The organism is Mycobacterium venezuelense (assembly GCF_054919535.1).
Genome location: NZ_JBONDW010000011.1, coordinates 1 through 11,656, shown reverse-complemented (window position 1 = coordinate 11,656; position 11,656 = coordinate 1). Strand labels below are relative to the sequence as shown.

14 protein-coding genes are annotated in these 11,656 nt (G+C 66.8%); 3 read left to right on the top strand and 11 right to left on the bottom strand.

Going from position 1 to position 11,656, the window contains the following annotated elements:
* Positions 1 to 5: 5 nt before the first annotated feature.
* From ACRCUN_RS18900 to ACRCUN_RS18880, 5 genes are all read right to left on the bottom strand, one after another.
* Positions 6 to 311: a hypothetical protein gene (locus ACRCUN_RS18900; protein WP_462143159.1), complete on the bottom strand. Its 306-nt coding sequence runs from the start codon at positions 309 to 311 to the stop codon at positions 6 to 8.
* 78 nt (positions 312 to 389) lie between these two features.
* The gene (locus ACRCUN_RS18895; RefSeq protein ID WP_462143158.1) at positions 390 to 800 is read right to left on the bottom strand and encodes a Zn-ribbon domain-containing OB-fold protein; all 411 of its coding nucleotides are present in this window, start codon (positions 798 to 800) and stop codon (positions 390 to 392) included.
* A 2-nt stretch (positions 801 to 802) separates the two neighbouring features.
* On the bottom strand, positions 803 to 2,011 hold the full coding sequence (locus tag ACRCUN_RS18890) for a thiolase family protein (protein ID WP_462143157.1): 1,209 nt from the start codon (positions 2,009 to 2,011) through the stop codon (positions 803 to 805).
* Between the two features lie 9 nt (positions 2,012 to 2,020).
* A complete protein-coding gene (locus tag ACRCUN_RS18885; protein ID WP_462143156.1) occupies positions 2,021 to 4,231 on the bottom strand; it encodes an acyl-CoA dehydrogenase family protein in 2,211 nt (736 codons plus the stop codon).
* The gene (locus tag ACRCUN_RS18880; protein WP_462143155.1) at positions 4,228 to 5,223 is read right to left on the bottom strand and encodes an NAD-dependent epimerase/dehydratase family protein; all 996 of its coding nucleotides are present in this window, start codon (positions 5,221 to 5,223) and stop codon (positions 4,228 to 4,230) included. Before ACRCUN_RS18880 ends, ACRCUN_RS18885 begins: the two co-directional genes overlap by 4 nt.
* Before the next feature lie 102 nt (positions 5,224 to 5,325).
* Between ACRCUN_RS18880 and ACRCUN_RS18875 the strand changes: the two genes are divergently transcribed.
* Positions 5,326 to 5,895: a TetR/AcrR family transcriptional regulator gene (locus tag ACRCUN_RS18875; RefSeq protein WP_462143154.1), complete on the top strand. Its 570-nt coding sequence runs from the start codon at positions 5,326 to 5,328 to the stop codon at positions 5,893 to 5,895.
* On the opposite strand, the gene ACRCUN_RS18870 is transcribed toward ACRCUN_RS18875, so the two are convergent.
* Positions 5,892 to 6,560: a GNAT family N-acetyltransferase gene (locus tag ACRCUN_RS18870; protein WP_462143153.1), complete on the bottom strand. Its 669-nt coding sequence runs from the start codon at positions 6,558 to 6,560 to the stop codon at positions 5,892 to 5,894. The two genes, ACRCUN_RS18875 and ACRCUN_RS18870, sit on opposite strands and share 4 nt — an antisense overlap.
* A 93-nt stretch (positions 6,561 to 6,653) precedes the next feature.
* Here ACRCUN_RS18870 and ACRCUN_RS18865 point away from each other — a divergent pair, with 93 nt between their 5' ends.
* Positions 6,654 to 6,788, top strand: a complete 135-nt coding sequence (locus tag ACRCUN_RS18865; RefSeq protein ID WP_462143152.1) for a hypothetical protein — start codon at positions 6,654 to 6,656, stop codon at positions 6,786 to 6,788.
* On the opposite strand, the gene ACRCUN_RS18860 is transcribed toward ACRCUN_RS18865, so the two are convergent.
* The 5 genes from ACRCUN_RS18860 to ACRCUN_RS18840 all read right to left on the bottom strand — a co-directional run bounded on the left by ACRCUN_RS18860 (position 6,785) and on the right by ACRCUN_RS18840 (position 10,949).
* Entirely contained in the window at positions 6,785 to 7,984 is a 1,200-nt protein-coding gene (locus ACRCUN_RS18860; protein ID WP_462143151.1) for a Dyp-type peroxidase, read from the bottom strand. The two genes, ACRCUN_RS18865 and ACRCUN_RS18860, sit on opposite strands and share 4 nt — an antisense overlap.
* Positions 7,977 to 8,471 carry a copper chaperone PCu(A)C gene (locus ACRCUN_RS18855; protein WP_462143150.1) on the bottom strand — a complete coding sequence of 165 codons (495 nt, stop codon included), beginning with the start codon at positions 8,469 to 8,471 and terminating at the stop codon, positions 7,977 to 7,979. Before ACRCUN_RS18855 ends, ACRCUN_RS18860 begins: the two co-directional genes overlap by 8 nt.
* Complete coding sequence (locus ACRCUN_RS18850) at positions 8,464 to 9,852, bottom strand: PepSY-associated TM helix domain-containing protein (protein ID WP_462143149.1); 1,389 nt, start codon at positions 9,850 to 9,852, stop codon at positions 8,464 to 8,466. Before ACRCUN_RS18850 ends, ACRCUN_RS18855 begins: the two co-directional genes overlap by 8 nt.
* 94 nt (positions 9,853 to 9,946) lie before the next feature.
* The gene (locus ACRCUN_RS18845) at positions 9,947 to 10,489 is read right to left on the bottom strand and encodes a hypothetical protein (protein ID WP_462143148.1); all 543 of its coding nucleotides are present in this window, start codon (positions 10,487 to 10,489) and stop codon (positions 9,947 to 9,949) included.
* 10 nt (positions 10,490 to 10,499) lie between these two features.
* Entirely contained in the window at positions 10,500 to 10,949 is a 450-nt protein-coding gene (locus ACRCUN_RS18840; protein WP_462143326.1) for an AAA family ATPase, read from the bottom strand.
* Positions 10,950 to 11,005: 56 nt separating this feature from the next.
* Here ACRCUN_RS18840 and ACRCUN_RS18835 point away from each other — a divergent pair, with 56 nt between their 5' ends.
* Positions 11,006 to 11,650: a class I SAM-dependent DNA methyltransferase gene (locus ACRCUN_RS18835; protein WP_462143147.1), complete on the top strand. Its 645-nt coding sequence runs from the start codon at positions 11,006 to 11,008 to the stop codon at positions 11,648 to 11,650.
* Positions 11,651 to 11,656: the final 6 nt, after the last annotated feature.

Sequence of the window (11,656 nt, the reverse complement as noted above, 5' to 3'; positions counted from 1 at the left end):
TAGCGTCAGCCGCCCCAACCGCGCTGGCCGTCCCAGCCACCGCAGATGCCGTTGATGCAGCCGTGGCCCCAACCGCCCTGGACCGGGTTCCAGCCGCCACAGCCCTGCCAGCCGGGTCCGCTGTCGCAGCCACCGCCGCCGCCGGCATCGCCGCTCCCGCTTGGGGTGGCGAGGACAACCTGATTGCTTCCGGTCATGTCGGTGATCGTGGCAGGCGCATCGGCAAGAAGCGCTGCTGTCGGTCCGGCCGCGATCGCCGCTGCGGCTCCCGCTACGAAGACTGACCCCAGAAGTTTCCGTATGGTTAGCATGCCTCCATATTCCTCCGCTGCGCGCCGCATGCCAAGGAAAATGTGAGAGCCGACACCACTTTTCGTCGAACGCCGAGGTCAGGCGGGTGCGTACCGCAACATTGTCACGGAATGTTCGGGGTAGTCGCAGAACACCGGGCGCACCCGCATTCCGATCCGCAAATCCTCGGGCGTTGCCTCGACCATCTCGGTGGAGAACCGCGGCCCCTCATCCCATTCCACGACCGCCAGTGTTTGCGGGACCGCGTCGGCGAAGTGCGGCCCGACCGGCCGCCGCGCCACGGTGAACGTGTACAACGTGCCCATACCCGAGATCTCGCGCCACTCCAGATCGGCGGCGAGGGTTCGCGGCGCGAGCACGCGCGGATAGAACACATAGGCCTGCGTAGACGGCGAGTACTGAATGACGATGCGGTGCTCGCTCAGCGCATCCCAAAACGGCGTGCTGGTCGGAGTTTTCACCGGCATGGGCCGCGCGAATCCGGTCATGGTCAGTCGCCTTCCAGGATGAGGGTGGTCTGCTCGGACAGGATGCCGCCGTTGCCGGAGACGAATGCCCGGTTGCAATCGGTGATTTGCGCGGCGCCGGCCCGGCCCATGATCTGGCGCGTCGCATCGCACACGTGGTGCATGCCGCCGGCAAGTCCGGCCTGCCCGAAACCCAGTTGCCCGCCTGCGGTGTTGAGCGGAAAGTCGCCGCGGAACGTGAGGTCGTGGTCCGACACGAACGCCATGCCCTTGCCCTTCTCACAGAAGCCGGCGTCCTCCAGGCTCAGCAACACCGTGATCGTGTAGCAGTCGTAGATCGACACCATGTCCATCTGGTCCCTGGTCAACCCGGTCATCCCGAATGCGGTGTCGGCGGCTTTGCGGATCGGCGTGTCCAGCAGGTTCTCGGCGTAGGTCGGCGTCTTGAACGGCACGTGCTCGCCAAAACCCTTGACCCACACCGGCCGGTTCCTGGCCCTGGCGGCCACGTCGGCGTTGGCGACCACCACGGCGGCCCCGCCCACACACGGCATGACGATCTCCAGCATGTGCAGCGGGTCGGCGATCACCGGGCTGGCCAACACGTCCTCGATGGTCAACGGCTTGTCTTTCCAGATCGCACCGTCGGTGTGGTTGGCGTTGACCCGTTGATCCACCACGATCTTTGCCATCGCGCGCTCGTCGTAGCCGTACTCATGGGCGTAGCGCTGCGCGACCTGCCCGTACGGACCGTTCTGGCCGAGGTTGCCGTAGGGAATCTCGAATTCGGCCTGCGGCGAACCGAATTGATTGCTGGACGATCCGAAGAACACGGCATCCGAATGCGGTTTGGGCTTGAGTTCGGAGATGGGCGTGAGGTAGCGGGCGGGCAGCGCGCACAGCACGACGTCACAGATACCGAGCTCGACGGCGGCCGCCGCGCGCCACACCATGCCCGCGGCGCTGGCCCCGCCCAAGTCCAGCAACTCGGCGAAATTCGCTCGTACACCCAGATATTCAGCGACCGTCGATGGCACGAAGATCTCGGACTCACCGAGGTGCGACGTGACGATGCCGTCGACGAGTTCGGCCGACAACCCGGCGTCGTCCAGCGCTTCAGCTGCCAACAGCGCCCACTGTTCGAGGGTGAACGGTGCGGGCGAGGCAGTGCTCAGCCGCTCGGGCGGCAACTCGACGTAACCGACGATCGCGGCCTCACCCTTCAATCCCATACCGGCTCCTTATTTGCGGGGCAATCCCAGAATCATCTGGGCGATGATGTTGAGCTGGATCTCGGTGGTTCCGCCGCCGATCAGTTCGGCGGGCAGGTCCAGATACGGTGCGACGACGGGCGGTTCGCTATCGGCTTCCATGGCGAGCCGGCCCGACAGTCCCAGCGTGAGAGTTGCCGCGCGCCGCAGCATCACGTTGGTCGCGACTTTGGCGATGCTCGACGCAGGCCCGGGCGGCTGGCCGTCGAGCAGTCGCAGCGTCTCGCGAAGCCCGAGCGCCTTGAGGGCGTTCGTATAGGCGTCGATCTCGCCGATCGCGTGCAACAACGGGTCACGGTCGGTGCTCACCGACGCGAGCCGGCGCAGGGCGCCGACACGGTCGATGTGTACGTAGCCGCTGATGGCCACGCGCTCCTGAGCCATCGTGCTGATCGCCAGTTGCCATCCGGACGCAGGCTCGCCCAGCAGCATCTCGTCGGGGATGAAGACGTCGGTCAGGAACACCTCATTGAAATCCGCGCGTCCGCTGGATTGGGTGATCTGCTGGAATTCGACTCCAGGCGACCGCATGTCGAGGACGAAGTAGCCGATGCCGCGGTGCTTCGGCGCCTGTGGATCGGTGCGGGCCAGCAGCGCGCCGAAATCGGCCCGGTGCGCCACCGAGGTCCAGATCTTGTGGCCGTTGACGAGCCAGCCACCCTCGACCCGGGCCGCGCGAGTGGTCAGCGACGCGAGGTCAGAACCCGCTCCGGGCTCGCTGAACAGCTGACACCACGCCAACTCACCCCGCAGCGTCGCCGGGACGAAGCGCTCGCGGAGTTCCTCGGACCCGGCGGCGATGATGCTCGGCAGGATCCACTCCGCGATACCGATCGAGGGCCGTTGCAGCGCACGCTTGCCGAACTCCTCGTCCACGATGAGCTGTTGGCGCACGGTGGCGTCGCATCCCCACGGCACAGGCCAGTGTGGGGCGATGAGCCCGGCTTCAGCCAACAGCTCACGGCGCAACCCGGTCGCGAATTCGGGACGGTCGTCCTGGCGGCCGGCACCGTCGTCGGTCAGGGTGAGCGCGCTGTCGAGCACCTCGGCGACGCGCGCACGGAACTCCGCATCGGTGTCGCCGAGTTCGACCGTCATGTCCCGCGTCGCGATTTCCGACAGTTCACCGAGCTCGCGGGTCCATCGCGACAGCGGACCGATCGAGGCCGCCAGGCTCGTGGCCCGTCGCCAGTAGAGGTGCAGATCGTGCTCCCACGTGAAACCGATCGCGCCGAACATCGTGAGCGCTTCGAGCACCAAGCCCGGGATCGGCGCGATCGCCATCACCGCGGCCGCCGCGACGGCAAGCCGACGCTGGTCTGCGGCGCCGGTCAGGGCGCGCACCGCATCCCACGCGGCTGCCGTGGCCAGCTCACTGTTGACCAACAGCATCGCTGCCTTGTGCTGCAGCGCCTGGAAGGTGCCGATCGGCTTCCCGAACTGCTCACGCGTGCGCAGGTGTTCGGTGACGACACGCACGCACCACTCGCTGATTCCGGCCGACGCGCACGCGCTCAGGGCCACCGCGATGCCGACGATACGGTCCTCGTCCGCATCCGGCAGTTCCGCGGTACCCGGCATCGCATGGTCCTGCAGCTTCAGCACGCCCAGGTCGGTGGTGAGGTCGGTGCCGCGGCGCGCCTCGACCCGAACCGCTGCCGGATCGACCACGAACCACAACAGACGATCGGCGGTACGGGCGGGCAGGATGACACGCTGCGCCGCACAGAGTCCGATGGTTGGGCCCGACGATCCGGTCAGACGCCAACCGCCACCGTCGGGCCGCGCGGTGAAATCCGAATGCTCCGGCAGCACGACAGCAGCCGTGAGCCCGGCGGCCAGCTCGTTGAGAACCTTTGCGGCCTCCTCACTTTCACCTGCCGAGTGGACCGCTGCGCTCGCGATCGCGGTACTCAGCAACGGGCCGGGCAGCAACGCCGACGCCGCGGCTTGCAGTACGCAGGCCAGATCGGTGAGTTCACCGCCTCCGCCGCCGACGTGCTCGGGCAGATGTACGGCGTGAAATCCATTGGCCACCAGTTCCGGCCACCACACTGGGATGGATCCGCGCGCGACGCCGCCGAATTCGGCCCTGGTCGCGGCGACCGGCGCGTGCCTTGCGGCGAATCCACTCACCGCATCGGTGACCTGCTGCTGTTCGGGTGTGATCGCGATGCTCATGCGCGGCGCCGCCGGGAGACGAAGAACTTCGCGGCTTCGGCGATGGCCAGCGGCGCCGGACCCGGATGCCAACCCAGTTCGCGTACGGCCTTGCCGTGGTCCATCGGTGACATCACGTGCATGAGCCGCACGGTCAGCGGGCTCAACTGGCTGTCGCGCCGGGCCAGTCGCGCAACACGGTCGGAAAACGCACCGGCCGCCGTCAGCAGACGGATCGGCACGCCGTGCTTCGGCGGCTCGACACCGACGGCGGCACAGGCTGTTTCGTAGATCTCCTGAGCGGTCATGAACCGCTCGGAGACGATGTATCGCTGCCCCGGGCGGCCGCGTTCGCCTGCCAGGATGAGCGCCTCGGCCGCATCGCCGACGCCGACGGTTTCGGCGGCGGCCCCTTTCACGTAGAACGGCAGCTTGCCTCGGACCGCGGCCGCGACGAGCCCGCCGTGCGGGGTCGGCAGCCAGTCACCCGCGCCATAAGTGTTCGAAACGCACATCGCGACCGCGGGCAACCCCTTTTCCTGCACATACCGCAGCACCATCTGTTCGGCGAGCACGCGGGTGTGCACGTAGTCGCCACCGATGTCGAGCCAGTTGTTTGGCAATTCCTCGGTGGCGTGGCCGGATTCCACCAGTCCGATGGTCGCGATCGAGCTCGTGAAGACGAACTTGCTGAGGTTCGCGTCCGAGGCGACGTCCAGAACATTCTGCAGCCCTTCGACATTCGTGTGCCATAGGGGTGTCGGATCGCGCAGCCACGCGCGGGCGTCGACCACGCAGTAGTACACGACGTCACAGCCGTCCATCGCGGCACGCACCGATTCGGCGTCGAAGATGTCGCCGTAATGCCGTTGCACGTCCAGATCGTCGATGCCCCGGGTCGGGCTCGTGGTGCGGATCAGGACGCGGACGTTCTCGCCGCGCTCGACCAGCCTGCGGGTGACGTGCGAACCGAGGAAGCCACTGGCCCCGATGACGAGTTTCTCAGCAGTCATAGGCCCTTGCGTTCGTTCCCGGCATTCACGAGACGGTGCGTCTCGTCTTGTGGGAGACTACGGCGTGTAGCTTTTCCTGTAAAGAGCGACGAGGACCTGGCGATGACGACCGAAACCGCGCCGCGGCGGCGCAGCGAGAGATCCCGGGTGGCCATCATCGACGCCACCCGGGAGTTGTTGCTGGACCGCGGCTTTGACGGGCTGAGCATCGAAGCCGTCGCCGCACGGGCCGGAGTAGGCAAGCAGACGATCTACCGCTGGTGGCCGAGCCGCCCCGCCCTGGTCGCCGACGTCCTGCTCGAGGACGCCGACAAGATCCTGGCGACGATGCCGAGCACCGACGACGTCACCGCCGACCTCGTGTCGTGGGCCGGAACCCTGGCGTCGGCGCTGACCACCAAGCGTGGATACGCGATGCTGCGCACGCTCACCGCGGCCTCGCTCGAACATGAAGACACCGCGGACCGGCTGCGGGCCGGTTTCAGCAGGCCGCTGCTGGACTCCGTCCGAACGCGGTTGCTCGCCGAGAACATCGAGGCCGATACCGCACACGCGGCGGCCGATGCGCTACTCGGCGCGGTCGTCTACGCGATCCTGTCCGAGGGCCGCAGCTATGAGCGGCAACGTGCCGAGACCACGGCCCGCACGATCGTGACGAGCCTGCGCGGTTAGGCAGGCGGCACGGCGCCCGGTGCTCGCACCACCATCGGTACGGCCGGGAAGCATGAGGCCATCTCCGAACGCGACTTACGCAGCGCCGCAGTGCCATAGCCACGCTTACGGAAGTCCGGGTGAATCCAGATGCGCACATTGACCTCGCCGCCGACGAGTTCGCCGAACACCATACCGACCTTCTCGGCACCTTCGAGCGCCACAAACCATGCGGCTTCTTCTGCGTTGACCCGGCCGAGGGCCGCGCGGATCTCGTCATCGAGTTCGGCTGCCGGCGCGCCGGATCCGTCACCGGACGCTCCCACGTCAGTGGTCCGGGCCGCGAAGATGTCGCGATCGGTCTCCGGCGAGAACGCCCGCAACTCCAGCGTCTCACCCGAACTCGCGGGACGTTCCTGCGCGGTGAAGCTCAGCTGACTGTTCAGATCGTCGAGTTCGGCTGCGATCTTGCGTCGCGAATCCTTGGTGATCTGTGCGAATGACAACCCGATGACGGCCTCGGCGGCGGTGTGCGACGTACCCAGCAGTCCCGCGACAGCGTCCACTGCGGCACTGCGGTCGTCGGCCTCAACGATCACGTCGAGCAATTCGTGGCGCCGGTTGAGGGCATTGAGCAGGGCGTCGGTGATTTCCCGCCGCGCCGCGGCTTTGTCGTGATCGGTCATGACGTCGAGCGTAGAGCAGTGGCAGACATGACGCCGTCGGCTTAGGCCTAAGTTCCATGGCCAAGGTGCAACCGGCGCTGGCGCAACGGCTCCATGAAGGCCGTGACGGCCCAGATGCAGTGGGTGTGCGAGGACCCGCGCCGACTCGAGGGTCCGCGCGCACTGGCCCGCCTCGCGCCCGCTGTCGTCAACAGCTACAAGCTCAACCTGTTCCGGCTGGGCGGTTAACCTCCCTCCAGCAGCGCCTGGCCCAGGTACTGCTCGGGCGAGGTGACGCCCGGCAGCATGACGAACACCGCCGACCCGATCGCGGTGGTCCACTGGTTTAGCGCATCGAACGCGGCGAGGCGTGTCTGTACCGGCAGGAACTGCGCATCGATGTCGCGTTGATATGTCACGAAGATCAGCCCGGTGTTGGAGGTCTGTCCGGGTTCGGGCGGATCGTCGTAGTTGTAGGGCCGACGCAGAAACCGTTCACGGCTGTCACGATGGTGTGCCAGCGCGATATGCGAATTCTCCGGTATCACCGGAATTCCGTCGCGCTGCATCGTGAAATCGGGCTCGTCCATCTCGCGTTGCCCGGTCAACGGCGCCCCCGTGTCCAGCGTCCGGCCGACCGTGAGCTCCTTGCTCTGCCGGTCCAGTTCGTCCCACGTGTCGAGTTGCATCTCGATGCGCCGGATTACCATGAGTGTTCCGCCGGCCAACGCCGGCTTGTCGTCGCCCAACCACACCAGATCGTCGAAGTCGGCGGGACTCAGGGTGGCGGTACCGTCCACCTGACCCATGAGGTTACGCATCGACGTGCCCTGCTGATCGGCTCCGCGTGCGCTGCGAAAGCCCGTCTGCCGCCAGCGTTGTACCGACATCGACCGGACGTTCTTGGTCAAGACCCGAGTAGCGTGGGCCACCACGACCGGATCGTCGGCGCAGATCTGCAGCACCAAGTCCCCGCCCGACCAACGATCATCGAGCCGGTCGGTGTCGAACACCGGAAGCTCTCTCGCCGATGCCGGCCGGGCCACGCCTAGCCGATCGAGCAGGGCTGGACCGAGTCCGGCTGTGATCGTGAGACGTGCAGGGCGCAAAGCCAATTCGGGTTCGGTGTCGGCCAGGGCGGGCACACCGCGGGTGAGCCGTTCCGCGTCGGCAGTCCACAACCGCAGGATCGCGGCGACGGTGTCCCGCTCGCCGCGGCCCGCACCGGGCTTGACATCGAACGCGATGAACACCGCGTGGGACTGCGGCGCGGTGGCTATCCCGCCCTGGTGCGCGCCGTGGAACGGTTCGGCCTCACCGCCGAACCCGACGGTGGCGGATTGCGCGGCACCGCATTCGGTGAGAACGGCACCCGCGGCCAACACGGCGGCACCCCCGGTCAGGAGGCGCCGCCGGTTGACCGTCAGCCAGGACGGATCAGCCATGGCCGTGCGGGTCCGCGGGCTGATAGTTCTCATCGCCGCCGGCTGCGTCGCGCACCTGGGCGGTGATCGGTAACGACGAACCGTCCTCGAACACCACCGTCATCTCGACATCGGCCCCGGGCTGCAGCGGCGCCGTCAGATCCATCAGCATCAGATGGTCACCACCCGGGATCAGTTCGTGCGTGCCGCCCGCGGGAATGGTGAAGCCGCCTTCCTTGGGCCGCATGGCCTTTGCCCCACCCGAATCGGCGACGACCTCGTGCATCTCGACCGTCTTCGCGGCGGGCGATGTCGCCGAGACTATGCGCGCATCGTGGTGGCCGCTGTTCGCCAACATCCCGAAAACAGCCGTCATCCCCGAGTCCGCGGCACTGGCCCACTGATCGGTGATGGTGACCGTCGACGCCATCGTCTCGTCCTCGTGGCTCTGCGTGCAGCCCGCGACCGCCAGGGTGACGGCACCGAGAACCGCTATCGCCCTACGCATTGCGCTTCCTCACTGCAAGTGCCGCGACCACCGTGTCTGCGACGAGGAACGCCACCAGGCTCAGGCCGAACAACGGCAGACACCAGCCGATCACGGCGGCCACGACGACGACAGCGGCGATACCGAGCGGTGGTAGCCGTCGCAACACACCACGCAGTGGTGGCCGGCCGACCGCCCAGTCCGACCCACGGGTGGGGCGGCGCTGCCACCACATGCGGTAACCGCGCACGATGACCGTGATGAGCCCGATCATCGTCAACGCCAACACAATCTGGTTGGCCAGCCCGAACAGCAGACCCATGTGAGCCTCGATCGTCCATTCGGTGAGCTTGGCGAGCAATGGCCATTCCGCGAAATCCACCCGATCGCTGATCGCGCCGGTGGCCGGGTCGACCGCTATCGAGTCGTACCGGGTCGGCCAGTCCCGCTTGCGCTCGGCAACCTTCCACGCCTCGCCCGATTCCGCGGGCGGGTACAGCCACATCGGCCCATGCAACCCGGCCGATTCGGCGGTGCCCAGGACCGTGTCGGCGGCGTGCAGATTGGTTTCGCCCGGCCCGCCGTGCCCGTGATGGCCTGCTGCCGATGCGGTTCCGCCGGCGAGCGCGGTGTCGACGCTCGGCGCGGTGGTGTCGAACCTCGCCTGGATGCTGTTGACTGTTTCCCCGGCATAACGCGACCACGTGATGCCCGAAACCGACAACGCGAGCAGCACCGCGATGGTCCACACACCCACGGCACCGTGCCACGACAGCGTGCGCCTGCGTCCGGTCGCGGAGCGGTCGGGTGCGACGAGGTTGCGCAGCTTGTTGTCGCGGCGCTGCATGATCCACAACGCCAGACCGGCGAGCGCGATCACCCACATCCAGCTCGCGGCGAGCTCACTGTAGTTGCGGCCCACCGCGCCGAGGTGCAGGTTGCGGTGCAGCTCATCGAACCAGGCTCGCAACGGCATCCACTGGCCGTATGTGGTGAGCGCGCCACGCACCTCGCCGGTGTACGGGTCGACGAACACCGTGCGCGAATAATCCGGCGGAACATCGTCGACCGTCAGGCGCACCTGCGTCGTCTCGTCGGGCTCGACCGGCGGCCGAATGCTCTCGACGGAACCTTCGGGGTGTGCGGCACGGGCCGCGTTGAGTTGATCCGCCAGCGGCAGTCGTTGCTCGCCGACATGGTCGACCGTCAACTCGTGGCGGTAAATCATGTTGTCGATCTGTGGAATGAGTGCATACAGCAGGCCGGTGACGGCGGCGATCAGGATGAACGGGCCGACGAACACGCCCGCATAGAAGTGGAGCCGGACCAGCAGCGGGCGAATGGTCCGGGGTTTGACCGGTGGAGATTCGGTACGTAGTTGGTCGTCAGGGGTTGTGGTCATGGAAATGCCTTCGCTCAAAGGAGGGTGCGCGCAGACGCGCAACGGGTGACAGCCCGCCGGTAGACGACGGGCTCACATGAAGCGATCGCGGGTACTAGTTGCCCGCGGGGCACACCACAGGAGGTGCCCGCATTCCCAAACCGGCGCGCAGCAGAACAGGGCGCGCCACCACTGTGTCGGTCGGCCACCAGACCGCGTGGCCGACGGGCCGGATCCGGCCCAGGATGAAGACCCGCAGCCAGCACAGCACCGACGCGCAGACGACGTAGAGGTATTCGACCGCGCCGATCAACAGACCGAGGCCGACCGCAGCCGCCATGTGCAAGGCCAGCATGGGCCCGGTCAGCAACGATGTCGCGTGATGGTGACCGCCGGCCAAGCTGAGCGCGAGGTGGCCGAGCGTCTGCCCCGCAGCGAGCCCCGCGATCAGCAACGCAGTCCTGCCCACGCGAGTCTCGGCGGTGAATCCGCCGACCACCGCGCCGAGCGTCGCGCACAGCATGACCAGTACGACCAGCGGACTGCTGGACGGCGCCGCGCCGCCCGCGGCGGTGTGAGCCACCGCGGCCGTCAACGCCGAACACGCACCCACCAACCCTCCGCGCATGCGCGCGGCATGGTTGACAGCTGTGCTCACCTGCGGGACTTTACCGCCCTGCTATCACGATCAGCGCGTCGGCGACCTCGGCGACCGGCCGAGTGGTGTCCAGTTCATGTGTGGCGGACGCACGCAGCAGCGGTTCGGTCTCCGCTAGATCCCCTTCGATCCTCGCGAGGTCGGCAGCGGATTTGCCGAAATCATTGCCGGTACGCGTCCGCAACCGGTGAACGATGACGTCGCGAGGTGCACTGAGCAGTACGACCGCGGCGAACCTCGGGTAGAAATCCGCCTGATTGGCCACCGTTCCCTGAACGAACAGCGGACCGTTGCGCGGTCGGCCTAGCAGCGCGTCGATGTACGGCTCACGCCACAGCGGCTCCCCATCGACCACGTGGATCCAGTCGCCATAGTCGGTATCGACCGTCTCGTAACCACGCCGAGCCAGTTCGGTCAGGACGGTGGACTTGCCCACCCCCGACATGCCGGTGATCAGGATCGCGGTCACGCCCGCAGTCTCGCATCCGGTGGTGTCATCCCTCCTGCCTAATGTTGATGCTCGTGTACGACCAGTACGAGTTGATCGCCACCGAATACGCCGCAACATTCACCGACGAGTTCGACGTCAGGCCTTTCGACCGCCGCCTGGTGGAATCATTCGCCGACCTGGTCCGCCGATCCGGCGGTACCGACGCTCTTGACGTCGGCTGCGGGCCAGGACAAGCGACCGCCGAACTTACGCGATGCGGGCTGAACACCGTGGGTATCGACGGCTCACCGGCCATGGTTTCCATTGCCAGGCAACGCTATCCGCAGGCTCGCTACGAGGTTGCCGACATGTTCGACCTGCCATACCCGCCGGCGAGCGTTGCCGCGGTGTGTGCCTGGTACTCCATCATCCATACATCGACCGAGCTCCTCCCCTCCTTGTTCACCGAATTCGCCCGCGTGCTCACCGATCCGGGTTGGCTCTTACTGGGCTTTCAAACCGACGCTCCCCCTTCTGTTTACGCCGAAGCATTCGGCCATCAGGTGGACATGACGTTCTTGCGGCACGACACATCAACGGTGCGCGATGCCCTGCACACCGCCGGGTTCACGGTGTACGCAACAGCCAGACGTGAACGCCAGGAGCATCTCAACGAGCTCACCGCTCAAGCCTTCGTCATCGCCCGCCGGGCGGTCGATCAGGCTGGTTGACAGTCT

Bases quoted from the DNA above. Each gene is read 5' to 3' on its own strand.
- ACRCUN_RS18900 (WP_462143159.1), bottom strand. From the start codon at position 311: ATGCTAACCATACGGAAACTTCTGGGGTCAGTCTTCGTAGCGGGAGCC.
- ACRCUN_RS18895 (WP_462143158.1), bottom strand. From the start codon at position 800: ATGACCGGATTCGCGCGGCCCATGCCGGTGAAAACTCCGACCAGCACG.
- ACRCUN_RS18890 (WP_462143157.1), bottom strand. From the start codon at position 2,011: ATGGGATTGAAGGGTGAGGCCGCGATCGTCGGTTACGTCGAGTTGCCG.
- ACRCUN_RS18885 (WP_462143156.1), bottom strand. From the start codon at position 4,231: ATGAGCATCGCGATCACACCCGAACAGCAGCAGGTCACCGATGCGGTG.
- ACRCUN_RS18880 (WP_462143155.1), bottom strand. From the start codon at position 5,223: ATGACTGCTGAGAAACTCGTCATCGGGGCCAGTGGCTTCCTCGGTTCG.
- ACRCUN_RS18875 (WP_462143154.1), top strand. From the start codon at position 5,326: ATGACGACCGAAACCGCGCCGCGGCGGCGCAGCGAGAGATCCCGGGTG.
- ACRCUN_RS18870 (WP_462143153.1), bottom strand. From the start codon at position 6,560: ATGACCGATCACGACAAAGCCGCGGCGCGGCGGGAAATCACCGACGCC.
- ACRCUN_RS18865 (WP_462143152.1), top strand. From the start codon at position 6,654: ATGAAGGCCGTGACGGCCCAGATGCAGTGGGTGTGCGAGGACCCGCGC.
- ACRCUN_RS18860 (WP_462143151.1), bottom strand. From the start codon at position 7,984: ATGGCTGATCCGTCCTGGCTGACGGTCAACCGGCGGCGCCTCCTGACC.
- ACRCUN_RS18855 (WP_462143150.1), bottom strand. From the start codon at position 8,471: ATGCGTAGGGCGATAGCGGTTCTCGGTGCCGTCACCCTGGCGGTCGCG.
- ACRCUN_RS18850 (WP_462143149.1), bottom strand. From the start codon at position 9,852: ATGACCACAACCCCTGACGACCAACTACGTACCGAATCTCCACCGGTC.
- ACRCUN_RS18835 (WP_462143147.1), top strand. From the start codon at position 11,006: ATGCTCGTGTACGACCAGTACGAGTTGATCGCCACCGAATACGCCGCA.